The sequence below is a fragment of the Microbacterium sp. genome (assembly GCF_031180975.1).
In the GTDB taxonomy this organism is placed as follows: Bacteria; Actinomycetota; Actinomycetes; order Actinomycetales; family Microbacteriaceae; genus Microbacterium.
Window position 1 is genome coordinate 72323 of sequence record NZ_JAPSLI010000009.1, and the last position, 25468, is coordinate 97790.

Consider the following 25468-nt stretch of genomic DNA (forward strand, 5'->3'; position numbering starts at 1 on the left):
GCCCCGGCCCACACGTCGAGGCATACATGCCTGGGTGCTTCGACAAGCTCAGCAACCCAGGCGGCGGGCCGGCGAGGTCAGGGCTGGGGGTAGTAGGCCTTGCTGCCGACGGGGCCGTCGATGGTGAACTCGCCGTCCTGGTAGATCACCTTCGTCACGCCGAGGTTCGGCACGCCGGTCGGCGGCATCACCGGCATCCCGCCGTCGACGGTGCGCATGTCGGGCGCGCCGGCGAAGCAGCTGATCGACAGGCCGCTCGACACCACCAGCACGGTGTCGTCGTTGGTCTTGTGTGCGTCAGCCGCGATCTCGGCGAGCGACTCGGTCATGCGGGCGTTCACGTCCGCGCAGTCCTCGGCGGGAAGGCCGAGCTCGGGGGCATCCGCCACCGCCTTGATCGCGGCCATCATGCCGTACAGACCGTGCTCGGCGATCGCCACGCCCTGCATCGTCTGCCAGCCGCCGTTCTGACCGGTCTCGTCGACGGGCGCGGTCGGCGCGGCGTCGTGGTCGATCGTGTAGCCGAGGTGCTCGACGGCCGCCGACCACAGCTCCTTGTTCTCCTTGCCCTCGTATTCGCCGAAGTTCACCTCGCGCAGACGCGCGTCCTGGGTGACCGTCAGCTTGTCCTGCCCTGCGCCCTGCAGGAAGTACGTGGCGGTCTCGAAGTGGCGCTTGCCGTCGGCGGAGTAGGCCACGTCGATGTCACCCACCGCTTCGGCGAACTCGGCCCCGACCGCGGCGGCCAGCGGGCGGCCCTCGTCGAGCTTGCCGACCGGCGCCGTCGCGATCGGACGGGTGCCGACCAGCAGCGGCGAGTCCGACCACCCCTGCACGGTCTCGGTCTGGTTGAGGATGGTGCGGCCGTGACGAGTCAGGTAGATGATCACCGACCGATCCTGCTTGCCGTTGCTCGCCGCGACAGTCCCGTCGGCGGGGGCCGCGGTGGCGGCGAAACCGGTCAGGGCCGTCGCTCCGACGACGGCCGCAGTGACCGCCGAGATCCGGATGGCAGTGCTGCGCTTCATGTTCGTTCTCCTGTTCGGACGCGGGTGCTCCGCAGGTCGCCGTCGACCACGACGAGGACCGGTCGAAAACCGTTACCCCTCAAGTATTCGGGTTCGGGCGTCAAAAACCCATACGCGTTACGGTTTTTCGGAGAACACGCGACGCCGGCATCCGCTCGGCTCGGCGACGATCAGCGCGGGATGCGCGAGAGGGCGGCGATGCCATCCCACACCGCCTGCAGCCGCGCGATCATGTCGATCGACCGGTCCAGCAGCCACTGCTGTTGCAGACCGTCGGCCGTCGCGATGAGGATGTCGGCCACGAGCGCCGGATCGACGTGCGGGCCGAACTCGCCGCTCTCCTGCGCCGACCGCACCGACTCCTGCGCGAGCCCGCGCACCCACGCGTAGCGCTCGACGAAGAACTCGTGCGCCGGATGCCGCCCGATGCTCGCCTCCGCCGAGAACTCGACGTACAGCTGCACGAGCCCCGGCACCTGCATGTTGTGCTCGATCACGTCGAGGAAGCCCCGGAAGTCCTTCCGCGGCTCCCAGTACGTCTCGCTGTCCCGCTCGTCGCGGGCGCGGAGCACCGCCATGTACAGCTCCTCCCGGGAGCCGAAGTAGTGCATGAGGCCGGCCTGACTCAGACCCACCCGGTCGGCGATCTCACGGTTCGACGCGCTCCGGCATCCGAGTTCGCCGACGACCTCGAGGGCGACCTTCAGGATCTCCTCGCGCTTCGCCACCCCCTTGGCGTACGCGCCACGCCTCATGACGTCCCCTCCTTCTGCCGTCCGCATGTTCCGCGGAGCACATGGCCGATTCGGAGTCTACGTGATGCATACACGGGGTCACCGGGGGCGGAGGCATCCCCTGTCCACCGCCCGGCGCCCTCCCGCGTCCCCGCCTATCTGACCTTCTTGATCGGGAAGATCACCAGTGCCCCGACCAGCGCCAGCACGCCGCAGATGGAGAACCACAGCGCGTAGTTGCTGCCGTTCGCGCTGCCCACGTAGACCATGACGCCGCCCAGCGCCGGAGCGATCGTCTGCGGCAGCGCGTTGGCCATGTTGAACACGCCGAGGTCCTTGCCCGAATCGTCCGGGTTGGGCAGCACGTCGACGACCAGGGCCAGGTCGACGCCGATGTAGATGCCGTAGGCGATGCCCATCAGCGCCTCGAGCACATAGAACGACGGCACGTCCTTGATGAAGATCAGCGCGACGGTGCCGACGGCGAACAGCGCGGTCGACGACCAGACGAACACCTTGCGCTTGCCGATCCGGTCGGACAGCCATCCGGCGAAGATGCTCGTCGGCACCAGCAGGATCGTGTAGATCAGCACGCTCAGCGAGATCACCGGCACGACGTCGGCCTCGTCCACGCCCACGTGGTTGAGCAGGTAGAAGTAGCGGAAGGTGGTGAACCCGAAACTGGCGAACATGATCATGAACCGCGACCACCAGGCCAGCGCGTAGTCGGGATATTTCACCGGGCTCACCCAGAACGTCTCCCACCATTCGCGCATCGTGGCACGCGGCGGCTTCACGGGCAGCACACGATCGGGCAGCACGACCGCGAAGATCACCATGACGATGACGGCCAGCACAGAAGGCGCGACGAACATGATCACGAGGTCGTTCATGAACCACTGCGCCACGTAGGTGCCGCCCAGCACGCCGACGTTCTGCGCGATGCCGAGGGCGGCGGTGACCTTGCCGCGCTGGAACTGGGGGACCTGATCGGCGATCGTGGCGATGAACGGCGCGAGCGCCATGTTGGCGCCGAGCTGGGCGAGCGCCCAGCCGGCGGTCGCCAGGAACAGGTTCGGCGCGAGGGCCATGATCAGGAACGCGACCGTCATGATGACCGTGCCCAGCACGATCCAGATGCGTCGACGGCCCCACTTGCTGGACGTGCGGTCGGAGAGCCGGCCGAACACCACGTTCGCGATCGTCGCGAACAGTGCCCCCACGCCGCCGAGGACGGCGCCGGCACCGGTCGCCGCGTTCTCCGGGATGGCTCCGGATGCCACCAGCGAGGTGATCTTGATGCCGATGCCCACGATCGCCGGCCCGAGCAGGGCGATGAAGAAGAACAGCTGCGCCAGGATGAGCCAGAGGATGTAGGCGCCCTTCGCCGGCTCTGTCGGCTCCTGGAGCCAATGATGCTCGTGCACGGCGGCCGACGCCGCCGTCATGCCGGAGGGGACTCCCGCGGCCGAACCGCTGACTGAACTCATCGCTGCCTCCCTTGGCTGCCCGGGTGCCCACGGGGTCACTCGTTGAACATCCGTCGGGGCGGCACCCTTGTCGATGAAAACCTAGACCGCTAAGGTTTCCAAGCACAAGAGCGACTTCCAGCCATCTCCCAGCATCAGGATCGAGGACCTTCGATGACCGATCTCACCGACGTTCGCGCGTCAGCCCTCACTCTGGAGGAGAAGGCGTCGCTCACCAGCGGCGCCGACTTCTGGACCACGAAGGGCGTCGACCGCGTCGGCATCCCTTCGATCATGGTCACCGACGGACCGCACGGTCTGCGCAAGCAGGCGGCGGGCGCCGACCACCTCGGCCTCGCCGCGAGCGTGCCCGCCACCTGCTTCCCGCCGGCCGTCGGGCTGAGCGCGAGCTTCGATCCCGAGTTGGCCGAGCGCGTCGGCACGGCGCTGGGCGTGGAGTCGGCGATCGAGAACGTCGCGGTGATCCTCGGGCCCGGCATCAACATCAAGCGCTCCCCACTCTGCGGGCGCAACTTCGAATACATGTCGGAGGACCCGATCGTGTCGGGAGTGATGGGCGCGGGCCTCGTGCGCGGCATCCAGTCGCAGGGCGTGGGCGCCTCTCTCAAGCACTTCGCGGCCAACAACCAGGAGACCGACCGGCTGCGCGTGTCGAGCGACGTCGACCCGCGCACGCTGCGCGAGATCTACCTGCGCGGCTTCCAGCGCGTCGTCGAGGACGCCCAGCCATGGACCGTGATGTGCTCCTACAACCGCATCAACGGCGTGTACGCGTCGGAGGACCCGTGGCTGCTGACCCAGGTGCTGCGCGACGAATGGGGCTTCGAGGGCATCGTGGTCTCCGACTGGGGCGCGGTGAACGACCGCGTCGCGGGCGTCGTCGCCGGAATGGACCTCGAGATGCCGAGCAGCGACGGCCGGACGGATGCGCAGATCGTCGCCGCCGTGCGTGAGGGGCGGCTCGACGAATCCGCGCTGGACACCATCGTCGACCGCCTGATCGATCTCGCCCGCAAGGCGCAGGCCCGCCCAGCAGCATCCGGTCCGCTGGACGTCGAGACGCACCATGCCCTCGCCCGCGAGGCCGCAGGGCGCTCGATCGTGCTGCTGAAGAACGACGGCGGGCTGCTGCCGCTGTCGCGCACCGCGAAGATCGCCGTGATCGGCGAGTTCGCGCGTACGCCGCGCTACCAGGGCGCCGGCTCGTCGCAGATCAACCCGACCCGCCTCGACAACGCGCTCGACGAGATCCGGGCGGCGAGCAGCGGCGACGTCGCCTTCGCCCCGGGCTACCTGATCGACGAGGACGCCGCCCCGAGCGACGACGAGACCGCCGCGTTGGTCGCCGAGGCGACGGATGCCGCACGCGCGGCCGACACCGTGGTGGTGTTCCTCGGCGTCCCTGCCCACGAAGAATCGGAGGGCTTCGACCGCACGCACATCGACCTGCCCGCCGCCCAGCTCGCGCTGGTGGACGCGGTGCGCGCGGCGAACCCCAACGTCGTCGTGGTGCTCTCGAACGGCGGTGTGGTGGCGCTGCCGTTCGCGGACGAGGTGCCTGCGATCGTGGAGGCGTGGCTGCTCGGCCAGGCGGGCGGCGGCGCCACCGCCGACGTGCTGTTCGGCGCGGTGAACCCGTCGGGTCGGCTGGCGGAGACGATCCCGCTGCGCCTGGAGGACACCCCGGCTTTCGGGCGCTTCCCCGGCGAGCACGGGCACGTGCAGTACGGCGAGGGACTCCTCGTCGGGTACCGCTGGTACGACGCGCGCCGCATGCAGGTGGCGTTCCCGTTCGGGCACGGCCTGTCGTACACCACGTTCTCGTACGGGGACGCGGCTGCCGCGACCACGGCCGAGGGCGACATCGTGGTGACCGTTCCCGTCACCAACACCGGCGCGCGCACCGGCCGCGAGGTCGTGCAGCTGTACGTGTCGCTGCCCGCATCCGAGGTGCAGCGACCTCCGCAGGAGCTGAAGGCGTTCAGCTCGGTGGAGATCGCCGCGGGCGAGACGGCCCAGGTGTCGTTGCGGGTGCGCCGCTCCGACCTCGCGTACTGGGACGTGCGGGTGGACCGCTGGATCGTGGAGGGCGGCGAGTACGACATCCTGGTCGGCGCATCGAGCCGCGACATCCGCAGCCGCACCACGGTCCAGGTCGAAGGCGAGAAGGTCGTGCTGCCGGCGACGATGAACTCGTCGATCGAGGAGATGCTCGACGACCCGGTCGTGGGCGAGGAGTTGCGAGCCGCCATCGAGGAGAAGTTCGGCGGTGACAGCCAGCTCATGAAGCTGCTCGGCAACTTCCCGGTGGGTCGCCTCGACGGCTTCCCGCTGCCGCACGCCGAGATGGTGGCGCTGGTGGAGCGGGCTCAGCGCGGCTGAGCGGATGCCGTGACACCGTCCGGGTGCTGAGCCGGCTGGGTCCCCGAGCTCGTCGAATGGCCCCAGCCGGCATGCCTGGGTGCTTCGACAGGCTCAGCAACCCAGGCGCTCAGCAACCCAGGCTCACGCGGAGTCGGACTTCCTCCCGCCGGCCTCGAGCACGTCGCCGGCCGGGCGCTCCTTGTGGCCGCCGAACTGCATCCGCATCGCCGAGAGCACCTGGTTGGCGAAGCGGTCCTCGTCGCGCGACGCGAAGCGCTCGAACAGCGACGCGGCGAGCACCGGAACCGGCACGCCCACATCGACCGCCGCCTTGACCGTCCACCGGCCCTCCCCCGAGTCCGACACCCGTCCGGCGAGCCCGTCGAGCGTCGGGTTCTCGTGCAGCGCGGCCGCCGTGAGGTCGAGCAGCCACGACGAGATCACCGACCCGCGCCGCCACAGCTCCGCGACCTTCGCGGTGTCGATCGGGAACTGGTAGAACTCCGGTTCCTCGAGCGGTGCGACCTCGGCGGAGTGCTCGGCCTCGCGCACTCCGGCATCCGCGTTCTCGAGCAGGTTCAGCCCCTCGGCGAGCGCGGCCATGATCCCGTACTCGATGCCGTTGTGCACCATCTTCACGAAGTGTCCGGCCCCGCTCGGGCCGCAGTGCAGGTAGCCGAGCTCCTCCGGTGCGAAGTCGCCGTCGCGCCCCGGGGTGCGGTCGATGTCGCCCTCGCCTGGCGCGATGGTGCGCAGGATCGGCTCGATGCGCTGCACCGCAGCATCCGATCCGCCGACCATGAGGCAGTAGCCGCGCTCGAGACCGAACACGCCGCCGCTGGTGCCGATGTCGACGTACTCGATGCCCTTCTCGCGCATCGCGGCCGCGCGGCGCACGTCGTCGCGGTAGTTGGAGTTGCCGCCGTCGATCAGGATGTCGCCCGGCTCGAGCACCGCGGCGACCTCGTCGGCGACGGCGCCGGTGAGCGACGCGGGGACCATCATCCACACCACGCGGGGGGTCTGCAGCTTCGCGGCGAGGTCGGCGACGCTATCGGCACCGACGGCCCCCTCGCCCGCGAGCGCGGTCACCGCCTCGGCGTTCACGTCGTAGACCACGCATTCGTGTCCGTCGCGCATCAGCCGGCGGACGATGTTCGCGCCCATCCTGCCCAGTCCGATCATGGCCAACTGCATGTCTGCTCCTCCCGACGCGGGTGTCGTCGCGCCCGGTCGGGGTCATCCTTCCACGCACGCCTCCCGCGCTCAACGCACTGGCGCGCCGTATCGTGACGGGATGGACGACCTGCGCACCCTGCTCACGACGCTGCGCGCTGCGGCCGTGGCTCGTGCCGACGCCGCCGCCGCCTCGCTGGCCGAGCTCGTCCGCGCCCGACAGGGGTCGAACGACGACGACGAGCACGACCCCGAGGGCGTCACGCTGTCCTCGGAGTGGTCGCGGCTGTCGGCACTGTCGGATGCCGCAGCCGACGAGCTCGGTCGCGTCGACGAGGCGCTTGCGCGGATGGATGCCGGCACCTACGGCACGTGCGCGAGCTGCGGCAAGCCGATCCCGGTGGCGCGGCTCGAGGTGCGTCCGTTCGCGACCCACTGCGTGGCCTGCGCCCAGCGTCTCGGGCGCTGACCTGCGCATTCTCTCGCACGAAATCGGCGTTCGCGGCATACCGGTCGGCTGACGCTGCCGTCAATCCCCGTGCGGCCCCGGACGGGCGGCCCCATGCTCAGGGCATGACAACCGGGAGAAGCGACATGGGCGACCGCGACGGGATCGTCGCGGGGTTCCTAGGCGATCAGCGCGAGCGGCTCGTCGAGCGCCTGACCGAGTGGGTGCGGATCCCGTCGGTCGCCGCCGACCCCGATCGCCGCGTGGACGTGGCCCGCTCGGCGCACTGGCTCGCCGCGGAGATGCGCGACATCGGCGTCACCGCCGAGGTCGTGAAGACCGGCGACGCGCACGCGGTACTGGGGGAGATCCGCGCCGCGCGACCCGATGCCCCGACCGTGCTCGTCTACAGCCACCACGACGTGCGCCACGCCAAGCCCGAGCAGTGGGAGCAGACCGACCCGTTCACCCCCGTCGAGCGCGACGGCCGCCTGTACGGCCGCGGGGCGTCCGACGCGAAGGGTCAGGTGATGGCGCACCTCTGGGGCCTGCGCGCCCACCTGGCCAGCACCGCAGACGGCCGCGCCGCCGTGACCCTCCGATTCCTGATCGAGGGCGAGGAGGAGATCGCGTCGCCGAACATGGCCGCGCTGCTCGATGCTCGTGCCGACGAACTCGCCTGCGACGCCATCGTGTTCTCGGACACCCTGCAATGGCGGGCCGACGCGCCATCCCCTGTGACGTCGATGCGCGGCATCGTGACCGCGGCGCTCACCGTCACCGGGCCGGAGCAGGACGTGCACAGCGGGCTCGCGTCCGGCGCCACCTTGAACCCCGCGCTGGCGCTGGCTCAGGTGCTCGGTCGGCTGCACGACGGCGCCGGCCGCATCCGCATCCCCGGGTTCTACGACGACGTCGAGCCGCTGACCGACGAACGGCGGCGGGAGTTCGAGGCGCTGCCGTACGACGACGCCGACTGGCTGGCCCGCAGCCGCACCCGCGTGGTCGTCGGCGAGGAGGGCTACTCGGTCCTCGAGCGCCTGTGGGCGCGGCCGTCGATCGAGGTGATCTCGCTGCTCGCCGGGGATCCGGCGGGCATCGAGCGCTCCGTCATCCCGTCCGAGGCGAGCGCATCCCTGAGCATCCGCACCGCTCCCGGGCAGAGCCTGCCTGTCGTCGCCGAGCAGCTGCGCGCGTTCGTGGCTGCCGAGATGCCCGAGAAGGCGAAGTACTCCCTCACCGTCGACCTGCCCCAGGGGCAGGAGCCGGCGACCACCCCTGACGGCCCGCTGCTCGGCGCGCTCGAGCGCGCCCTCCACAGCGGATACGGGATGCCCGTGCGCGGCCGGATGGGCAACGCAGGAGGGGGCCCTGCCGTGCTGCTGTCGGAGCGCTTCGGCGCACCGGTGCTGTTCGTCGGCACCGGGCTCCCGGAGGACAGCTGGCACGCCGACGACGAGAGCGTCGATCTGGACATGCTCACCCGCGGTGCGGCATCCATCGCGCACCTGTGGCACGAGATCGGCGATCTGACGGCAGGTGCGTCATGACCATCGGGCTCGAAGCGGAACCGGCGCGCGGCGCGCGCGGGGCGGCATCCATGGGATCCGGCATCCGGCGGATCGGTGTCGAGGAGGAGCTGCTGCTCGTCGATGCGGAGACGTTCCTGCCCCGGCCGGTGGCCGGCAGCATCCTGCGCAGGGGCGACCTCATCCTCCCCGGGGGGTCGCGTCTGGAAGCGGAGGTGAAACGCGAGCAGATCGAGATCGTGAGTGCGCCGGCGACGACGCATGCCGAACTGCTCGCGGCGGTGATCGCAGGCCGGCGTGCCGCGGACGAGCTCGCACAACGCGTCGGCGCGCGAGCGGTGGCGCTGGCCGCTCCGCACGCGCCGTGCGAACCCCACCTCGTGCACGCCCCGCGGTACGACCGGATGCGCAGCCGCTTCGGCCTCACCATGGACGAGCAGCTCACCTGCGGCCTGCACGTCCACGTGACGATCGCGTCGGCGGACGAGGGCGTCGCCGTGCTGGACCGCATCCGCCCGTGGCTGCCTGTTCTGCTCGCCCTCAGTTCGAACTCGCCGTTCTGGTACGGCGTGGACTCCCGGTTCGCGAGCTATCGCTACCAGGCGTGGAGCCGGTGGCCAGGCGCCGGAGCGTACGATCGGTTCGGCAGCGCGAAGGGCTACGCCGCCGCGGTGGCCGGTGCCCTGGCCAGCGGCGTGCCCCTCGACCACGGCATGATCTACTTCGACGCCCGGCTGTCCACGCACGCCCCGACCGTCGAGATCCGCGTCAGCGACGTGTGCCTCGACCCTCGCGACGCCGCCTGCATCGGGGTCATGGTGCGAGCCCTCGCCGAGACGGCCGTCGCGGAATGGCATCGCGGCGTCGCAGCGCCCGAGACGTCCACGTCGCTGCTGCGACTGGCATCGTGGCGGGCCAGCCGCTGGGGCCTCGGAGGGCAGCTGGTCGACCCGCTCACCGAGCGGCTCGTCCCGGCGCGCTCTGCCGTCGACGCACTGTTCGCGCACGTGCGCGAGGCGTTCGCGTCGGCGGACGAGGCGCACACGGTGCGCGCCCGGCTCGACGACATACTGGCCCGCGGCACCGGCGCGGACCTCCAACGACGGGCAGCGGCGCGCGGCGGCGCCGGCGCGATCGTCGAGGATGCCCTCGCCCTGGCATCCGGCCGCGGCGCGACGGGGTGAGCGCGACGGGGTGAGCGCGTGAGGATGAGCGCGACGAGGTGAATGCCGCGGAGTGAGGCGGGGACGTGCGCCCGCTCACTAGGCTGAACGCATCATGGACGAGCTCTTCCGCAACCTCGCGGACTTCGCCGGCGACTTCTGGTGGCTGATCTTCCCGATCATGGGGATGGCCGGCGGCGTCGGCAAGGCGTGGGAGCGCGCGGCGAAGCGCCGCCACGAGCGGCGGATCGAGACCCTCCGGGCGAAGGCCGAGCTCAAGGCCGCCGAGATCCAGGCGCGCTCGCTGGCGGGGTCGGCGCGGGGGTCGCGGGCGCGCGCCGACGCCGCGCCGTCGCAGACGGAGCTGCTCCAGCGGCTGTTGGCGGAGCACGACGAGATCACCGCCCGCTGGCTCGACTACGAACTCGACGTCGCCAAACTCATCGCGTTCCCGGCGATGAGCGACGGACGCCAGCCGCTCACGGCCGCGTTCCTGCGCGCCAAGAAGACCGCGGATGCGCTGCGCCCGGCATCCGCTGACGCCAAGGTGAGCGAGCAGCAGCTGACCGAGTATCTGGACGCGGTGGGCGACTACGCCGTCGCGTTCGAGGTCGCCGAGCGCGACGCGCGCCGCCTGCGCGACTCCACGTTCACCGTCGAGGAGCGCAAGCGCCTCGACCGCGCTCAACAGCTGCTGAAGGTCGCGGTCGACGAGTCCGCGACTCAGGCGGAGCGGCACGTCGCGTACAAGCGGGTGCGCGAGGAGCTCGACGGGCTGATCGTGCTGTCCGACCAGGCGGTCGAGGTGCTCGAGAAGCAGGTCGCGCGCGAACTCGACGCCTGACCGGCCGGCGCGGCGCCACCGGTCAATACGGCGTGCTCGCGGTGCGCGTCAATCCCCTCAGTCGTATTCCAACCGCGCCCGTATCGTGCTCCCAAGCCGGAAACCCCGGCGATGATGACCGAGGGAGTCCACAGCATGAACAGCATGAACGCGGCACGCCACGACCATGAGTCGGGGTACGCGCGCACCCCCATCCAGAAGACCGCCCTGATCGTGGGCATCGTGTTCCTCATCGTGGGGATCGGCGGGTTCATCCCCGGCCTCACGCACTCGACGGAGCACCTGGCCGGCGCCGGAGCGCACTCCGAGGCGCTGCTGCTCGGAGTGTTCCAGGTGTCCGTCCTGCATAACCTCGTCCACCTCGCCTTCGGCATCGCCGGCGTCGCAGTCGCCGCACGCGCCGCTGCCTCGCGCGCCTACCTGATCTGGGGCGGCGTGATCTACTTCGTCGTGTTCCTCTATGGTCTGTTCGCGGTCGGCAACGAGCAGGCGAACTTCCTCCCGGTGAACGCGGCGGACAACTGGCTGCACCTGGTGCTGGCCGTGGGCATGGTGCTGCTCGGCGTCTTCGTCGGGCGCAACCGCGTCGCCACGAGCGCCGCGGGCCCGCAGCGCTGAACCACGAGCGGCCGCCGGGGACTCCCTCGGCGGCCGCTCGCCTCGCGTGAGAGGATGCCGGATGTGAGCGCAGCGACGGAGCGGATCGGTCTGGTCGGTGCCGGTGGCATCGCGCCGCCGCACATCGAGGGCTGGCTCGCGCTCGGCACACGCGTGGAGGTCCTGCGGCGCACCGGCGCCGCCGAGCTGGCCGCGCGCTACGGCATCCGCGTCGTCGACGATCTCGACGAGCTGATCGACCGCTCTTCGATCGTCGACATCGTCAGCCCCACCGTCACCCACCTCGACACCGCCCGCCGCGCGTTCACGGCCGGGCGCCACGTCGTGTGCGAGAAGCCGCTCGCCGTCACCGCCGCCGACGCGCGACAGCTGGCGCAAGCCGCGACGGATGCCGGTGTGCGCCTGTTCCCGGCTCACGTGGTGCGCTACTTCGAGGGGTACCACCGACTGCACGAGGCACGCGCGTCGGTCGGGCGGATGCTGGAACTGTCGTTCCGCCGCACCGTCGCGGCACCCGCGTCGGCGTGGTTCTACGCCGAGGATGCCGGTGGCGGGCTGATCCGCGACCTGATGATCCACGACCTCGACCAGGCGCTCTGGCTGGCCGGCCCGGTCGTCGAGGTGTCGGCCACGCAGGATCCACCGGCCGTGCGCGGCAGCGTGACCCCGCCCGTGTCCGCGCACGTCACCCTGACCCATGCGAGCGGCGCGGTCAGCCATGTGCGCGCCGATTGGTTCGAACCGGGCACGCCGTTCCGCTCCACCGTCGAGGTCGTCGGCGCCGACGGGACCCTGCGCTTCGACACCGCCGAGCTCGGCGTCGTGCGGGACGGGTATCTGCCCCCGGCATCCGGGTCGGTGTCCGAGATCGATCCGTACAGGGCGCAGCTGGCGGACTTCCTCGAGGCGATCCAGACCGGACGCGAGGCCCGCGTCACGCGCGAGGACGGCATCGCGGCCGTCGCCCTCGTCGACGCGGCGTACGCGTCGCTGGAATCCGGGCGGCCCACGCTCCTCTGAGCGTCGCTCTGCCTCGGAAGGCGCCGGCGCCCCGGCATCCGCCCGCGCGGCGGCGCTCAGGTCGCAGAAACTGCCGCTTCACCGGCATCCGGCCCGCTCACGTCGCAGAAAACGCCGCTCTCGCGCCCGGATTCCGGCACTTTTCGCGACCCGAGCGAGCCGGCCCGCCGAGACATCGACTATTCAGTGTTGCTATGCACCGGTACTCAGTGATACTTTGTACCGGTACCCAGCAACGCTGAATACCGAACTGGAGAAGGGAGGGTCCGATGGGCAAGCAGATGACCGAGATGCTCAAGGGCACGCTCGAGGGCATCGTCCTCGCCCTGCTCGCCGAGCAGCCGGCGTACGGATACGACATCACCGCACGGTTGCGCGAGCACGGGTTCACCGACATCGCTGAGGGCACGATCTACGCGCTGCTGGTGCGCATCGAGCAGCGCGGACTCGTCGACGTCGAGAAGGTTCCGAGCGAGAAGGGTCCACCCCGAAAGGTGTACGCCCTCAACGCCCAGGGCACGGCGGAGCTCGCCGAGTTCTGGAAGACCTGGCGGTTCCTCGCCGGTCGCATCGAACAGCTGAACGACTGCAGCACGAACACGAAGGAGAACTGACATGGCAGCGAAGTGGATCGAAGCGCTCACCGGATCGCTCGAGCAGAAGAAGCAGTACAAGCAGGCGAAGGCGCGCATCGAGGCGCTCCCCGAGCCGTACCGCCGGACCGCCGAGGCGTTCAACCGCTACCTGATGGTCTACGGCGGCATCACCGACGGCGACACCGTCGTGCAGATGTACCTCGACCACGCGGACCTGTGGGAGCGCGCCGCCATCGACGGCACCCCGGTGAACGCGATCGTCGGCGATGACCCGGTCGAATTCGCCGAGAACTTCGCCAGGGCGTACGGCGGCAAGCAGTGGATCGACAAGGAGCGGGCACGGCTGATCGAGGCCGTCGAGGCCGCACGACAGAAGGCGTCATGACCATGACCGAACCCGCGATCTCGGTGCGCGGCATCGAGAAGTCCTACCAGGGCCTGCACGTGCTGCGCGGCGTCGACTTCGACGTCGCCCGCGGCTCGGTGTTCGCCCTGCTCGGCTCGAACGGCGCCGGCAAGACGACCCTGGTGCGGATCCTCTCCACCCTGCTGCGAGCGGATGCCGGTACGGCGACTGTCGACGGGCACGACGTGTCGACGGATCCGCTCCGGGTGCGCGAGGCCATCAGCCTCACCGGCCAGTTCGCCGCCGTCGACGAGGTGCTCACCGGACGGGAGAACCTCGTGCTCGTCGCGAAGCTGCGGCATCTGCCCGATCCGGGCGGCATCGCCGACGCCCTCCTCGCCCGGTTCCGCCTCGCCGAGGCCGGTTCCCGCAGGGCGGGCACCTACTCCGGCGGTATGCGCCGGCGGCTCGACATCGCGATGAGCCTGGTCGGCGACCCGACCGTGATCTATCTCGACGAGCCGACCACCGGGCTCGACCCCGAGTCGCGCATCGAGGTGTGGGACGTCATCAAGGAGCTCGCGCGCGGCGGCACGACGGTGCTGCTCACCACGCAGTACCTCGACGAGGCCGAGCAGCTCGCCGACCGGATCGCGATTCTGCACCAGGGCCGCATCATCGCGAACGGCACGCTCGCCGAGCTGAAGCAGCTGCTGCCCGCGGCGAAGGTCGAGTACGTCGAGAAGCAGCCCACCCTGGAGGAGATCTTCCTCACCCTGGTCGGCCCATCGACAGGCTCGGGCCCTTCGACAGGCTCAGGGACCCAGCACTCGAAGGAGAAGGCGGCATGAGCACGCACGTCATCGCCGACACCGCGACCCTCACCGGACGGTCGATGCGGCACATCTTCCGCAGCGCGGACACGATCATCACCACGGCGGTCACCCCGATCGCGCTGATGCTGCTGTTCGTGTACGTGTTCGGCGGGGCGCTGCGCCAGAGCACAGGGGCCGAGAACTACGTGAACTATCTGCTTCCCGGCATCCTGCTGATCGCAATCGCGTCGGGTATCGCCTACACGGCGTTCCGGCTCTTCACCGATCTGCAGGGCGGCATCTTCGAGCGGTTCCACTCCATGCCGATCGGCCGCTCCAGCGTGCTGTGGGCGCACGTGATCACGTCCCTCGTCGCCAACATGATCACCCTCGCGATCATCTTCGCGGTCGGATTCGCGATGGGATTCCGCACTGATGCCGGACCGCTGGCGTGGCTCGCGGCGATCGGCATCCTGCTGCTGTTCACCCTCGCGCTCACCTGGCTGGCGATCGTCGCCGGGCTCAGCGCGAAGACGGTCGACGGGGCGAGTGCGTTCTCGTACCCGCTGATCTTCCTGCCGTTCATAAGCTCGGCGTTCGTGCCGACCGACACCATGCCGGCGCCGGTGCGCTGGTTCGCCGAGAACCAGCCGGTGACGTCCATCGTGAACACGATCCAGGCGCTGTTCGCCGGGGATCCGGTGGGTGGGGAGATCTGGGCGGCGCTGGCCTGGTGCATCGGCATCCTCGTCGTCGCCTACGCGCTGGCGATGGCCGCGTACCGCAAGCGCATCCGGTGACCGCTCGCAGCGATGCGGAACGCTCCGTCCGGGGATCATCTCCGGCCGGGGCGTTTCGCCGCGCTCGGCGGTAGCCCCTGCGGCGTCGCTCAGGTCGCGGAAAACGCCGCTTTCCCGGCATCCGGCCCGCTCAGGTCTCGAAAAGCGCCGCTCTCGCGCCGCGATACCGGCACTTTTCGCGACCCGAGCGCATCGACCCGCCCGCACCCTGGCATCCGCCCGCGCTCAGCGCAACCCGAACGGACCGAGCACGACCCGGCGGCCGGTCCGTACCCAGTGCACGCCCTCCTCGCGCCGTTGCGCCCGCGTAGCGAAGCGGTACCGGTACGACACCGCCCGCACCATCTTCGGCCGCTCCCCGTGGAACGGGTCGGTGCGCAGAAGCGCCAGCGTCGCGGCATCCGCTTCGAGAAGCCGCACCAGGAACATCGTGAACCAGTCGTCGAGCGAGTAGCCGAGTGGCAGGAACCACATCAGCCAGTCCAGGCGCAGGTGGTACGGCGCGAACTGGCGCGGCACCCGCCGCAGGTTCCCCGGCTTGCCCTTGAACTCGTACTCGCGCCAATCGAGACCCTGCTCGTCGCCGCATCCCTCGACCACGATCTCGATGCGCTGCTTCGTGACCGTGCCGAACGCCCCGTACGCGTTCGCGAGCTGCCAGCGGTTGAACGACGCGTTCATCGCCTGCCGTTTCGCGAACAGGTTGCGCACCGCGGGCCAGCTGACCACCAGGTACAGTACGCCGACCGCGGACGTGATCACCAGCCAGTACAGCGGCAGAGCGGATGCCGTGCCGGCCGGCGCCAACGGGAACGGCCACGACACCGCCGAGAACGCCAGCACGATGGTCGCCCAGTTCAGCCACGCGAAGTTGCCGGTGAGCACCAGCCACAGCTGGGTGCCGATGACGACGGCGGCGGCGATCGCACCGATGACCTGGGGCCACGCCGGCCCTTCGACAGGCTCAGGCACCCAGAGGCCCAGCAGCGGAGCGAACAGGAAGAACGGTACCACCAGCTGCGCGAAGTGGTTGCCGATCACCTCGCCCTTGTGGAACCAGCGCGGCAGCAGGTGCGCCTGCCTGCTGAGCGGACCGGGCATCGGCTGCGTCTCGTGGTGGTACATCAGCGCGGTGAGGTCGCGCCACTCGCGGCCGCCGCGGATCTTGATCATCCCGGCGCCGAACTCGAGACGGAACAGCAACCACCAGAACAGCACGATCACCACGGTGGGCGGCGGCTGGTGCTGCGAGCCAAGGAACGCGGCGAGGAACCCGGCCTCGACGAGCAGCATCTCCCACCCGAACGAGTAGAAGGTCTGACCGATGCTGGTGATCGACATGTAGCCGAACCACAGCGCCAGGAAGCACAGCATCGGCACCCAGGGCGGGGCCAGCTGCGGGATGCCGGCGACGAGCAGCAGCCCGATCACGATGCCGGCCCAGCACAGGGCGACCAGCCGCCGGTCGGTGTAGCGGATGCGGCGGAACAGGGTCGGGCGCAGCATCTTCCCGCGGCTCTTCGGGTCGGCGGCGACCCAGTCCAGCAGGTCGGGTGCGGGCAACAGACCGTGCTCTCCGAGCAGCGGGCGGAACTGGTTCAGGGTCGACAGGAACGCCACGACGAACAGCGCGGCGATGCCCCGCTGCAGCACCTCGCGCGCGAACCAGAAGTCGACCGCGGCGAACCCGTCCATGGCGCCGAGAGTACGACGCCCGATCGCCCGCGGCGAGGGGTCTTGACGCGGGCGATCGGGGCGCTCAGCCGATCAGGTCGGGGTACTTCTCCAGCCACGCCTCGACGGCCTCGCGCTCCTTGCCCTCGCCGTACTCGTTGACGACCAGGTCCTCCAGCGCGCCGTACTGCTCGTCGTCGAGCTTGATGCTCTCGATGAGCTCAGCGGCGTCGGGATGCTCCTCACTGAAGCCCGCGGTGCCCAGGAAGTGCAACGCCTCGGACTCGCCCATCGCGCCCTTCGGGTCTTCGAGGTCCTTGATCGGGAAGGCGTCGTTGGCCCAGAACGGCCGCCACAGCGTGACGACGATGTCCTCCTTCTTCTCGGTCGCCTCCTTGAGCTCGGTGAGCATCGCCGCGGTCGATGAGGTGACCAGCTCGTACTCGCCGTCCAGCCCGTACTCCGGCAGCATCTTCTGCGTCTGGGCGGTCAGGCCGGCGCCCGGCTCGATGCCGATGATCTGCCCGTCGAACTGCGCGCCCTTGCCCCTGAGCTGCTCGATCGAAGTGATGTCGCTGTACTCCGGCACAGCCAGGGTGAGCTTGGCGTTGTCGTAGTACGCCCCGAGGTCCTCGATCTCGTCGCCGTACGTCTTCATGTACTCGGCGTGCGTGAGCTCGGGCCATGCGGACGGGTAGATGTCGACATCGCCCTGCGCGAGGCCGGTGTACAGTGGCCCGGCCTCGGTGAGCGTCTTCATCTCGACGTCGTAGCCGATGGCCTCCAGCCGGTTCTCGAGCAGGTAGGCGGTGCTGAGGCCATCGGTCCACGACGGCAGGAAGCCGATCGTGATCGTGCCCTTGTCGCCGCCGCTGTCCGCGCCGCCGGTCGCGCCGGGGCCGCCGGTGCCGCCGGCGCCGTCGGAGACGCAGCCGGTCAGGGCGACGGATGCCGTCGCCGCCAGCGCGAGCACGGTGGTGATCTTCTTCGTGTTCATGGGGACTCCCGTTCTCGCCGTCAGGCGGGCTGCAGCTCGCGGTCGGCGGTGTCGGCGGCGGGGGCGGATGCCGTCGCAGCGGCCTTGGCGGATGCCGTTGCGCGGCGCCGCGCGTCACGTCGGCGGGCCACGATGCCGAGCAGCGACGACCGGTTCTCGGCCGGGGCGCCCAGTGCCGCGGTGACGCGGTCGAGGAACACGGCGATGAGCACCACGCCCAGTCCGGCCTCGACACCCTTGGCGATGTTCACGGTCGAGATGGCCTCGACGACCATCTTGCCGAGGCCGTCAGCGCCGGCCATGCCGGCGATGACCGCCATCGACAGGGCGAGCATGATGACCTGGTTGATGCCGGCCATGATCGTCGGCATCGCGAGCGGCAGCTGGATGCCGCGCAGGATCTGCCCGGGCTTCGCGCCGAACGCGTGGCCGGCCTCGACCGTCTCGGCGTCCACACCGCGGATGCCCAGCTCGGTGAGCCGCACGCCCGGCGGCAGCGCGAAGATGACCGTGGCCACCAGACCAGGCACCACGCCGATGCTGAAGAACACGATCGCGGGGATGAGGTACACGAACGCGGGCATGGTCTGCATGAAATCGAGCACCGGCTTCAGCACCGACCGCACGGCGGCGCTGCGCGCCGACCAGATGCCCAGCGGCACGGCGATGAGCACCGCCACCACGGCCGCGACGAGCACGAGCGCGAGCGTCTGCATGGCGGGCACCCACAGCCCCATGCCGACGATCAGCCCGAGCGAGACGATCGTGCCGATCGCCAGCTGCCACGAGCGCACCAGCCAGGCGATGAGCGCGGCGGCGAGGATGACGGCGACGAAGTGCACCGACAGCAGGCCTGTGGTCAGTCCGTTGACGAGCCAGGCGACGACGAACGATACCGCGTCCAGGGCGGGTTCGAGGTTGGTCTTGATCCAGTCCACGCCGGCTTCGACCCAGGTTCCGATGGGAAGACGGAAGTCCATCAGCGTGCCCCCTCCTTCTCGTCGGCGAACGGTTCGGCGAGCACCTCGTCGATGACCTCCTGCGGCATCGGCACGAGCGGAAGGGTGAGCTCGCCGGTGGCGCCGGGACCGGGGCCGAGCGCGGCCAGCAGGGTGACACGCGGGATCACACCGGTGAGTCGGCCGGCGGCATCCGTCACGGCGAGCGGCAGCGGCGACTCGACGGACGGGATGAACAGGTTCATCAGCACCTCGTCCTCGTCCACCCGCTGAGTGACCGGCTTCATGATGGACGCCAGCGACGACTCGCCGCGACGGACGAGCTTGACGGCGTCGCGGTCAGTGACCACGCCGATGAGGCGGCGGTCGCGGCCGACGACGTACGCGGCGGACAGGTACGCGTCGCGCATCTGCCGCAGCGCGGTGCGGGGGCCGGCGCTCTCGGCGACGACCGGGCGCGGCCGCTCCATGACGTTCGCGGCGGTGAGCACCCTGGCGCGGTCGACGTCCTGCACGAACTGCTCGACATAGTCGTTGGCGGGGTCGGTGAGGATGTCCTCGGGCGTGCCGATCTGCACGATGCGACCGTCGCGCATCACGGCGATGCGGTCGCCCAGGAACATCGCCTCGTTCAGGTCGTGTGTGATGAACACGATCGTCTTCTGCAGCTTCTGCTGCAGTTCGAGCAGCTGCTCCTGCATCTCGCGCCGGATCAGCGGGTCGAGAGCGCTGAACGCCTCGTCCATGAGCAGGATGTCGCTGTCCGCGGCGAGCGCGCGGGCGATGCCGACGCGCTGCTGCATGCCGCCGGACAGCTCGCCGGGCAGCTTGTCGCCCTGACCGGTCAGACCGACGAGGGTCAGGATCTCCTCCGCCTTGGCCAGGCGCGCGGCCCGGCCGACGCCCTTCAGCTCGAGCGGGTAGGCGACGTTGGCGGCCACGGTGCGGTGCGGCAGCAGCGCGAAGTGCTGGAACACCATCGACACGCGGTCGCGGCGCAGCTCGCGCAGGCGGGATGCCGGGATGCCGGTGATCGGGTCACCGGCGATCGTGATGCTGCCGGCTGTGGCGTCGTGCAGGCCGTTCAGCATGCGGATGATGGTGGACTTGCCGGAGCCGGACAGGCCCATGATCACGAAGATCTCACCGCGATTGACGGTGAAGCTCGCGTCGATGACGGCCGCCGTTCCGGCATCCGCCACCTGGGCCCTGGTTTCTCCGGCCTTCAGCCGCTTCACTGCCTGCTGCGGATTGCGGCCGAAGACCTTGTACAGATTGCGCGCTTCCAGAGCGATTTCGGACACGTCTCCCCCACGGCTCACCGGTTTCTCGGGTCTCGGTGAGCCCGCTTCGGTTACGCCCGGGTGATGATCACAGGGCCGCTTCGGGACTGCCGTGCAGGCGGCGCGGGCGCCGGATTTCGGATCCGGGCAAGATCATCGACCGTACGCTCGCGTTCTCGAGTATGCACAGCGTGAGAACGACGACCGCGGACTGGTCTGAGGCCTCTCGGCCACACTCCAACGTAACGAATGGCTGATCGGAGGCCAAATCACCGGTCAGGGTTTCGCTGGCTCACCAGGGGTTCTGGGCGTGTCGCGGCGATGTCGTCCCGCGTGTGTCAACCGCGGCGGATGCTGCGGGTGACGGTGAACTTCGGCGTGCGCGCGACCTGTTCTGTGGGTCCGACTGCGCGCGTCAGGGCACGCCGGTGGTCGAGGTGCGAGTTGAACACCGTCCACACCTCCCCGCCCGGGCGCAGCAGCCGCGCGGCGGCGTCGATGAGGCGGCGTCCGGCGCCCTCGTGCACGCTCGCGCCGAGGTGGAACGGCGGGTTCAGCAGCACCACGTCGGCAGCGCCGGAGGGGAGCTCGGAGCCGGCGTCGTCGAGCATCACGCGCACGCGGTCGGCGAGGCCGTTGGCCTGCATCGTCGCGCGCGCGGAGCGCACCGCGGCTGCCGAGCGGTCGGTGGCGGTCACCTGCGCCTCGGGATGACGGAGCGCGTACGCCGCGGCGAGCGCACCGGTGCCGCATCCCAGATCGACGACGGTGGTCGCTGTCGGGACCTGGGCGAGCACTCCGAGCAGGACCCGGGTGCCGATGTCGATCCCGGCGCCGGCGAACGCCCCGCCGTGTGCGCACAGGGTGAGGCCGAACTCCGGGTGCTCGGCGCGCACCGGGAACGGCGGCTGCTCCGGCATCCGCTTCGGCGTCGCGGCGATCACCAGGCGCGACTTCCGCTCGGCGCGCTGGGGCGTGACGGTCTGGAAGCAGCGCGCGAGCACGTCGTTCTGTGCGAGCGTCATGTGCTTGACGCGCCCGCCGGCGATGAGCGTGGCGTCGGGTGCGGCCCAGCGGGCCACGGCATCCGCGATCTCCTCGAGTTCGGCGAGCGACTTCGGCAACTGCAGCAGCACCAGCCGCGCGCCGGCCAGCAGGGCGGGCTCGAGCTCGTGGGAGGTGAAGGCCGGGCGGGCCGGGGCGAATCCCGGATCATCCGGGCCGCCGGCGGCGTGTCGCGACCCGACACGCCGGTCGGACGCTGCTTCGTCCGGGTTTTCCCCCGCCGGCCCCAGCGCGGCGGCGTTGTGCGCCAGCGCCCGCCGCCCTGTGACGAGATCCTGATGCACGCGGATGCCATGCCGCCCGGCATCCGTCAGAGCGAGGGTGATCGCACCATACTCGTCCCCGATCACCGCGATCTCGTCGCCGCGGATGCCGGTGGCGAGCGCCTCACGCACCAGCAGCTCGTCGGTGGCGTCCCAGCCCTGAAGGTTCGGCGCCTCCACGTCGGGGAATCGGCGCAGCCGGGAGAAGTCGAACGGGGGCACCCGGCCACAGTAGCCGGTCGTCGGCACCGTGTCGTCAGGCCGTCATGCCGCGCCAGATCACGTCGAGCGCGCTGCGCAGGCGCTCCCTTGTCTCCGGGGCGTCGAGACGGTCGCCGCGGACGACGAGTTGGTAGTACACCGCCCCGGCGATCGCGTCGAAGCACGCCTCCACGTCGATGTCGGCCCGCAGCTCGCCCCGATCCGCGGCGACCCGCAGCGCCCGCTCCAGGGGAAGCCGCCGCCGCGCGACGTGCGCCGACCAGTAGGCCTTCTGCAGGGTCCGGTCCGACATGACGAGACGCATGCGCTGCCGGAACCGGTGCTCGGAGTAGCCGTGTGCCGAGGCGCCGTCGGTCAGCGAGTCGAGGACGGCTTCGCGCAGGTCGCCGTCCTCGGGGAACTCCGGCGGGACCGTGCGGCCGACGTCGAGGGCGGCCGCAATCAGCGCCGTCAGCGACGGCCACCGGCGGTACAGCGCGGCGCGGCTCACGCCGCTGCGCGCGACGACGGCCGACACCGTCACGTCGCCGCCCTCGTCGATGATGGCGAGCGCGGCGTCGAGGATGAGACCGTCGAACTCCTCGACGCGCGGGCGACCGGGGCCGCGCGGTGCGTCGGGGACGACCGCGCTCATGCGCCCAGCGCCTTCGTCCGCAGCCGGGCGATGGTGTCGCCAGTGAGCCCGGCTGCGTACAGCGGGGCGAGCGCGTCACCGTGCCGGTCGCGCAGCGTCGCCAACAGGGTGCGCATGGAGACCTCCATCGACCCCTTCAACAGGGTCGAGCTGTCGTGGCCCTCGAAACCGAGCGCCTTCCACATCGCCGCCATCACCGGCTGGATGCGGGCGAGGATCGCCGCCATGTTGTCGCCGGTGCGGGCGTAGTCGTGCACGATCGCCTCGTCGTCCGCGCCGAGCGCGAGCAGCAGCACGGCCGCGAGCACGCCGGTGCGGTCCCGCCCGGCCGCGCAGTGGAACGCCGTGGCGCCGGGCGTGACCGCGATGACGTTCAGCGCGATGACGAGCTGCGACGCCGCCCCTTCGACCATGCGCACGTACATCGCGCCCATCGCCTCATGCCCGAGATCGGGGCCGTCCTCGCTCATCGCGGCACCGACGTCGGCGATCAGCGGCAGGTGGTGGTACGTGACCGGGCGCGTGGCGAGCGGCCCCCGTCCGGTGGTGGCGACCTCGACCGACGAGCGCAGGTCGATGATCGCCGTGAGGCCGTTCGCGACGAGGCCGTCGGCGACCTCCTCGGTGACGTAGGCGAGGTCATCGGTGCGGATGGCGAAGCCCGGGCGGACCACGCCGCCCTCGATCGCCGTGCCGCCGAGGTCGCGCAGGTTCACCGGAGCGCTGAGCTCGATCGTCGTCATGTGATTCTCCTTCGGATGAGGGCGCTGCCCTGGTCGATCAGTGTGACCAGCACGATGATGCAGATGATGATGGCGCTGAGGTGGCCGTAGTCGTACATGCGCATGGCGGTGGTCAGCTCGAGGCCGATACCGCCCGCGCCGACGAGGCCGAGGATGGTGGCGCCGCGCACGTTCCCCTCGAACAACAGCAGCGTGTACGAGGTGAGCAGCGGGGCGGCCTGCGGCAGGATCCCGTACTGAATGACCTGCCGTTTGGACGCCCCGACCGCCTCCATGGCGACGACCGGACCGCGGTCGACCTGCTCCATCGCCTCGGCGAAGATCTTGCCGATCGACCCGATCGACCCGAGCGTCATCGCCAGGATGCCGGCGAACGGGCCCAGCCCGACCGCGGAGACGAACATCAGGGCGAACACCAGGTCGGGGACCGAGCGGATGATGTTCATCACCCAGCGCGACGGGTAGTACAGCCACGCCGGTGCGAGGTTGGACGAGGCGCCGAACGCGACCACGAGCGACAGCGCGGCGCCCAGCACCGTGCCGACGATCGCCATCTGCAGGGTCTCCAGGAGCAGCAGCAGGATGGTGCCGAGGCGGGAGAAGTCCGGCGGGAACAGCCGGGACAGGAACTCCGCCATGTTCACCGCGCCGTCGCCGAGCTTCACGAAGTCGAAGCCGACACCGCCGGCCGACCAGATCAGCACCAGCAGGGCGACCGGGATGCCGATCAGGAAGCGGGCGCGGGGCACGCGGAAGGCCTCGAGACGAGCGCGCTCCCGCGGGTCGAGCGCCGGCGCTTCGCGCCTGGCGCGGGTCTCAATGGTGGTCATCGCCGTCCTCCTGCTGGTAGAGCACAGCCAGCGACTCGGCGCTCAGCCGTGACGTCGCGTCGGAGACGAGCAGCTTGCCGTGCCGCAGACCGACGATGCGGTCGCTGTGCGCGAGCGCGAGCGGCAGCACGTGCAGGCTGACGAGCACCGGGATGCCGTCCTGCGTCGCGATCTCGCGGAGCAGCCCGAGCACGGAGTCGGCCAGCCGGGGGTCCAGCGAGGCGACCGGCTCGTCGGCGAGGATCACCCGCGGCCGCTGCATGAGCGCCCGGGCGATCGCCACCCGCTGCTGCTGACCGCCGGAGAGGGAACGCGCCGGGGCGTTCGCCTTGTGCGCGATGCCGACCCGCTCGAGCAACTCGAGGGCGCGCCGCCGGTGTGCGCTGGTGAAGCCGCCGACGAGGTTGAGCGGGCCGGCGCCGTGCAACGCACCCGTCAGGACGTTGGTCAGCACGCTCAACCGCGGAATGAGGTTGAACTGCTGGAACACCTGCCCGACGTGGGAGCGCAGCTCGCGCAGCTCGCCGCGACGCAGGTTGACGACGTCGTGACCGGCGACCCGGGCCTCGCCACCGGCGATCGGCGCGAACCCGGTCAGGCTGCGCATCAGAGTGGACTTGCCCGAACCGGAGGCGCCTAGCAGAGCGACCATCTCACCGGGGAACAGGTCGAGGTCGACACCGTCGAGCACGGTGCGTCCGTCGTACGCGACCTCGAGGTCACGGACCGTGACGAGCGGCAGCGCCTGACGCAGCTCGGTGGTGGAGGTGCGGGCCGTGTCGGAGCCCGCGGGGGCGGATGCCGCGGCATCCGCCGGCGTTTCGTCTCCTCGCGGCGCTCGTCGCTCAACGACCGGTGGCGTGATCACTTGAGGTCCTTCAGCTCCACGCCGGCGACCTCCGCGATGTCGGCGAACGAGGCGTACAGCTCGGCATCCGGGGCGACGATCTGCTCGAGGCCGGCGAACGAACCCATGGCACCGAGGCGCTCGGCGTTCTCCGGGGTGAACACCTTCGCGATGCCGTCGGCGATCACCGTGCGGGTCTCCTCGTCGAGCGATTGACGCCCGAGTACCGTGCCCTGCACGGCCATCGAAGGGCTCTCGCCGATGCCTCGCCACTCGCCGTCCTCGAACGGGAACATCGGGGCGCCGAGCTCGGTGAGCATGATGGCGGTGCAGGCCGCATCCGCCTGTCCCTGCGCGAGTGCGGCGAAGGAGCCCTCGTGGCCGCCGGCGAAGACCGCCTCGTAGTCCTCGCCCTGCTCGAGGCCAGCCTCGTGCAGCATGTACACCGGCATGAAGTAGCCGGAGCTGGACGCCTGGTCGGCGAAGGCTACGGTCTTGCCCTCGAAGTCCTCGAGAGTGCGGATCGGGGAGTCGTTCAGCACGACGCACGTAGAGACCGGCTTGTCGTCGCCGCCGAACGCGACCAGCGGGTCGACCTCACCGGTGTTGACGGCCAGTGCGGACGGGAAGCCGCTCATGATGCCGATGTCGACATGGTCCGCGCGGATGGCTTCGACGACGCTGAGGTAGTCGGGCACGTCGGTGACCTCCACCTGGCGGCCGGTGGCCTCTTCGAACAGCTCGGCGAACACCTCGACCGGGTTCTCGGCGGTGGGGTCCTCGCCGACCGGAAGCGTGGCGATCGTGATCGGGGCGTCGGAGTCGGCGGGAGCCGCCTCGGCGGCGGGGCTCTGGCAGCCGGTGAGGGCGAGGACGGCGACGCCGAGGACGCCGACGGCGGGCAGGGTGATGCGGCGCATGATGACCTTTCGGGGAGGGGGATCCTCGACTTTTCGAGAACACCGGTATTCCAACTGCCG

25 protein-coding genes are annotated in these 25468 nt (G+C 70.4%); 11 read left to right on the forward strand and 14 right to left on the reverse strand.

All coding sequences use genetic code 11. From position 1 onward, the window contains the following. Nucleotides 1-77: 77 nt before the first annotated feature. The 3 genes from RIF65_RS12380 to RIF65_RS12390 form a co-directional block, all read right to left on the reverse strand. Complete coding sequence (locus tag RIF65_RS12380) at nucleotides 78-1028, reverse strand: histidine phosphatase family protein (RefSeq protein ID WP_309064933.1); 951 nt, start codon at nucleotides 1026-1028, stop codon at nucleotides 78-80. Between the two features lie 170 nt (nucleotides 1029-1198). After that, nucleotides 1199-1783, reverse strand: coding sequence for a TetR/AcrR family transcriptional regulator (locus tag RIF65_RS12385; protein WP_309064934.1), 585 nt, complete (start codon nucleotides 1781-1783; stop codon nucleotides 1199-1201). Between the two features lie 134 nt (nucleotides 1784-1917). After that, nucleotides 1918-3252, reverse strand: a complete 1335-nt coding sequence (locus RIF65_RS12390; RefSeq protein WP_309064935.1) for an MFS transporter — start codon at nucleotides 3250-3252, stop codon at nucleotides 1918-1920. 153 nt (nucleotides 3253-3405) lie between these two features. Between RIF65_RS12390 and RIF65_RS12395 the strand changes: the two genes are divergently transcribed. After that, a complete protein-coding gene (locus RIF65_RS12395; protein WP_309064936.1) occupies nucleotides 3406-5634 on the forward strand; it encodes a glycoside hydrolase family 3 C-terminal domain-containing protein in 2229 nt (742 codons plus the stop codon). A gap of 123 nt (nucleotides 5635-5757) precedes the next feature. On the opposite strand, the gene gnd is transcribed toward RIF65_RS12395, so the two are convergent. Further along, nucleotides 5758-6813 (reverse strand): phosphogluconate dehydrogenase (NAD(+)-dependent, decarboxylating), encoded by a 1056-nt coding sequence (gene gnd / locus RIF65_RS12400; protein ID WP_309064937.1) that lies wholly within the window; start codon nucleotides 6811-6813, stop codon nucleotides 5758-5760. Nucleotides 6814-6913: 100 nt separating this feature from the next. Here gnd and RIF65_RS12405 point away from each other — a divergent pair, with 100 nt between their 5' ends. The 10 genes from RIF65_RS12405 (at nucleotide 6914) to RIF65_RS12450 (ending at nucleotide 14971) form a co-directional block, all read left to right on the forward strand. Beyond that, nucleotides 6914-7261 carry a TraR/DksA family transcriptional regulator gene (locus tag RIF65_RS12405; RefSeq protein WP_309064938.1) on the forward strand — a complete coding sequence of 116 codons (348 nt, stop codon included), beginning with the start codon at nucleotides 6914-6916 and terminating at the stop codon, nucleotides 7259-7261. Between the two features lie 104 nt (nucleotides 7262-7365). Further along, the gene (locus tag RIF65_RS12410) at nucleotides 7366-8790 is read left to right on the forward strand and encodes a M20/M25/M40 family metallo-hydrolase (protein WP_309064939.1); all 1425 of its coding nucleotides are present in this window, start codon (nucleotides 7366-7368) and stop codon (nucleotides 8788-8790) included. Then, nucleotides 8787-9953: a carboxylate-amine ligase gene (locus tag RIF65_RS12415; protein ID WP_309064940.1), complete on the forward strand. Its 1167-nt coding sequence runs from the start codon at nucleotides 8787-8789 to the stop codon at nucleotides 9951-9953. The genes RIF65_RS12410 and RIF65_RS12415 overlap by 4 nt, the downstream gene beginning before the upstream one ends. Nucleotides 9954-10047: 94 nt before the next feature. After that, on the forward strand, nucleotides 10048-10776 hold the full coding sequence (locus RIF65_RS12420; RefSeq protein ID WP_309064941.1) for a hypothetical protein: 729 nt from the start codon (nucleotides 10048-10050) through the stop codon (nucleotides 10774-10776). A gap of 144 nt (nucleotides 10777-10920) precedes the next feature. Beyond that, nucleotides 10921-11394 carry a DUF4383 domain-containing protein gene (locus RIF65_RS12425; RefSeq protein WP_309064942.1) on the forward strand — a complete coding sequence of 158 codons (474 nt, stop codon included), beginning with the start codon at nucleotides 10921-10923 and terminating at the stop codon, nucleotides 11392-11394. A gap of 63 nt (nucleotides 11395-11457) precedes the next feature. After that, nucleotides 11458-12414 carry a Gfo/Idh/MocA family protein gene (locus RIF65_RS12430; RefSeq protein ID WP_309064943.1) on the forward strand — a complete coding sequence of 319 codons (957 nt, stop codon included), beginning with the start codon at nucleotides 11458-11460 and terminating at the stop codon, nucleotides 12412-12414. Between the two features lie 269 nt (nucleotides 12415-12683). Beyond that, nucleotides 12684-13028, forward strand: coding sequence for a PadR family transcriptional regulator (locus tag RIF65_RS12435; RefSeq protein ID WP_309064944.1), 345 nt, complete (start codon nucleotides 12684-12686; stop codon nucleotides 13026-13028). A gap of 1 nt (nucleotide 13029) precedes the next feature. Then, nucleotides 13030-13395: a DUF1048 domain-containing protein gene (locus tag RIF65_RS12440; RefSeq protein WP_309064945.1), complete on the forward strand. Its 366-nt coding sequence runs from the start codon at nucleotides 13030-13032 to the stop codon at nucleotides 13393-13395. 2 nt (nucleotides 13396-13397) lie between these two features. Next, entirely contained in the window at nucleotides 13398-14207 is an 810-nt protein-coding gene (locus RIF65_RS12445) for an ABC transporter ATP-binding protein (protein WP_309065030.1), read from the forward strand. Next, nucleotides 14204-14971, forward strand: coding sequence for an ABC transporter permease (locus tag RIF65_RS12450; RefSeq protein WP_309064946.1), 768 nt, complete (start codon nucleotides 14204-14206; stop codon nucleotides 14969-14971). Before RIF65_RS12445 ends, RIF65_RS12450 begins: the two co-directional genes overlap by 4 nt. A gap of 225 nt (nucleotides 14972-15196) precedes the next feature. Here RIF65_RS12450 and RIF65_RS12455 read toward each other — a convergent pair whose 3' ends face one another. From RIF65_RS12455 to phnD, 10 genes are all read right to left on the reverse strand, one after another. Beyond that, nucleotides 15197-16666: a lipase maturation factor family protein gene (locus RIF65_RS12455; protein WP_309064947.1), complete on the reverse strand. Its 1470-nt coding sequence runs from the start codon at nucleotides 16664-16666 to the stop codon at nucleotides 15197-15199. A gap of 64 nt (nucleotides 16667-16730) precedes the next feature. After that, complete coding sequence (locus RIF65_RS12460; RefSeq protein ID WP_309064948.1) at nucleotides 16731-17642, reverse strand: glycine betaine ABC transporter substrate-binding protein; 912 nt, start codon at nucleotides 17640-17642, stop codon at nucleotides 16731-16733. A 20-nt stretch (nucleotides 17643-17662) separates the two neighbouring features. Then, entirely contained in the window at nucleotides 17663-18625 is a 963-nt protein-coding gene (locus RIF65_RS12465; protein ID WP_375142199.1) for an ABC transporter permease, read from the reverse strand. Next, nucleotides 18622-19905, reverse strand: a complete 1284-nt coding sequence (locus RIF65_RS12470) for a quaternary amine ABC transporter ATP-binding protein (RefSeq protein ID WP_309064950.1) — start codon at nucleotides 19903-19905, stop codon at nucleotides 18622-18624. The genes RIF65_RS12465 and RIF65_RS12470 overlap by 4 nt, the downstream gene beginning before the upstream one ends. A 317-nt stretch (nucleotides 19906-20222) precedes the next feature. Next, nucleotides 20223-21434: a class I SAM-dependent methyltransferase gene (locus RIF65_RS12475; RefSeq protein ID WP_309064951.1), complete on the reverse strand. Its 1212-nt coding sequence runs from the start codon at nucleotides 21432-21434 to the stop codon at nucleotides 20223-20225. A gap of 34 nt (nucleotides 21435-21468) precedes the next feature. Then, entirely contained in the window at nucleotides 21469-22068 is a 600-nt protein-coding gene (locus RIF65_RS12480) for a TetR/AcrR family transcriptional regulator (RefSeq protein WP_309064952.1), read from the reverse strand. After that, nucleotides 22065-22811, reverse strand: coding sequence for a tyrosine-protein phosphatase (locus RIF65_RS12485; protein ID WP_309064953.1), 747 nt, complete (start codon nucleotides 22809-22811; stop codon nucleotides 22065-22067). The genes RIF65_RS12480 and RIF65_RS12485 overlap by 4 nt, the downstream gene beginning before the upstream one ends. Further along, on the reverse strand, nucleotides 22808-23641 hold the full coding sequence (gene phnE, locus RIF65_RS12490) for a phosphonate ABC transporter, permease protein PhnE (RefSeq protein ID WP_309064954.1): 834 nt from the start codon (nucleotides 23639-23641) through the stop codon (nucleotides 22808-22810). The genes RIF65_RS12485 and phnE overlap by 4 nt, the downstream gene beginning before the upstream one ends. After that, nucleotides 23628-24509, reverse strand: coding sequence for a phosphonate ABC transporter ATP-binding protein (locus RIF65_RS12495; protein WP_309064955.1), 882 nt, complete (start codon nucleotides 24507-24509; stop codon nucleotides 23628-23630). The genes phnE and RIF65_RS12495 overlap by 14 nt, the downstream gene beginning before the upstream one ends. After that, nucleotides 24506-25408: a phosphate/phosphite/phosphonate ABC transporter substrate-binding protein gene (gene phnD, locus RIF65_RS12500; RefSeq protein WP_309064956.1), complete on the reverse strand. Its 903-nt coding sequence runs from the start codon at nucleotides 25406-25408 to the stop codon at nucleotides 24506-24508. Before phnD ends, RIF65_RS12495 begins: the two co-directional genes overlap by 4 nt. Nucleotides 25409-25468: the final 60 nt, after the last annotated feature.

Bases quoted from the DNA above. Each gene is read 5' to 3' on its own strand.
- RIF65_RS12380 (WP_309064933.1), bottom strand. From the start codon at position 1,028: ATGAAGCGCAGCACTGCCATCCGGATCTCGGCGGTCACTGCGGCCGTC.
- RIF65_RS12385 (WP_309064934.1), bottom strand. From the start codon at position 1,783: ATGAGGCGTGGCGCGTACGCCAAGGGGGTGGCGAAGCGCGAGGAGATC.
- RIF65_RS12390 (WP_309064935.1), bottom strand. From the start codon at position 3,252: ATGAGTTCAGTCAGCGGTTCGGCCGCGGGAGTCCCCTCCGGCATGACG.
- RIF65_RS12395 (WP_309064936.1), top strand. From the start codon at position 3,406: ATGACCGATCTCACCGACGTTCGCGCGTCAGCCCTCACTCTGGAGGAG.
- gnd (WP_309064937.1), bottom strand. From the start codon at position 6,813: ATGCAGTTGGCCATGATCGGACTGGGCAGGATGGGCGCGAACATCGTC.
- RIF65_RS12405 (WP_309064938.1), top strand. From the start codon at position 6,914: ATGGACGACCTGCGCACCCTGCTCACGACGCTGCGCGCTGCGGCCGTG.
- RIF65_RS12410 (WP_309064939.1), top strand. From the start codon at position 7,366: ATGACAACCGGGAGAAGCGACATGGGCGACCGCGACGGGATCGTCGCG.
- RIF65_RS12415 (WP_309064940.1), top strand. From the start codon at position 8,787: ATGACCATCGGGCTCGAAGCGGAACCGGCGCGCGGCGCGCGCGGGGCG.
- RIF65_RS12420 (WP_309064941.1), top strand. From the start codon at position 10,048: ATGGACGAGCTCTTCCGCAACCTCGCGGACTTCGCCGGCGACTTCTGG.
- RIF65_RS12425 (WP_309064942.1), top strand. From the start codon at position 10,921: ATGAACGCGGCACGCCACGACCATGAGTCGGGGTACGCGCGCACCCCC.
- RIF65_RS12435 (WP_309064944.1), top strand. From the start codon at position 12,684: ATGGGCAAGCAGATGACCGAGATGCTCAAGGGCACGCTCGAGGGCATC.
- RIF65_RS12440 (WP_309064945.1), top strand. From the start codon at position 13,030: ATGGCAGCGAAGTGGATCGAAGCGCTCACCGGATCGCTCGAGCAGAAG.
- RIF65_RS12445 (WP_309065030.1), top strand. From the start codon at position 13,398: ATGACCGAACCCGCGATCTCGGTGCGCGGCATCGAGAAGTCCTACCAG.
- RIF65_RS12450 (WP_309064946.1), top strand. From the start codon at position 14,204: ATGAGCACGCACGTCATCGCCGACACCGCGACCCTCACCGGACGGTCG.
- RIF65_RS12455 (WP_309064947.1), bottom strand. From the start codon at position 16,666: ATGGACGGGTTCGCCGCGGTCGACTTCTGGTTCGCGCGCGAGGTGCTG.
- RIF65_RS12460 (WP_309064948.1), bottom strand. From the start codon at position 17,642: ATGAACACGAAGAAGATCACCACCGTGCTCGCGCTGGCGGCGACGGCA.
- RIF65_RS12480 (WP_309064952.1), bottom strand. From the start codon at position 22,068: ATGAGCGCGGTCGTCCCCGACGCACCGCGCGGCCCCGGTCGCCCGCGC.
- RIF65_RS12485 (WP_309064953.1), bottom strand. From the start codon at position 22,811: ATGACGACGATCGAGCTCAGCGCTCCGGTGAACCTGCGCGACCTCGGC.
- phnE (WP_309064954.1), bottom strand. From the start codon at position 23,641: ATGACCACCATTGAGACCCGCGCCAGGCGCGAAGCGCCGGCGCTCGAC.
- phnD (WP_309064956.1), bottom strand. From the start codon at position 25,408: ATGCGCCGCATCACCCTGCCCGCCGTCGGCGTCCTCGGCGTCGCCGTC.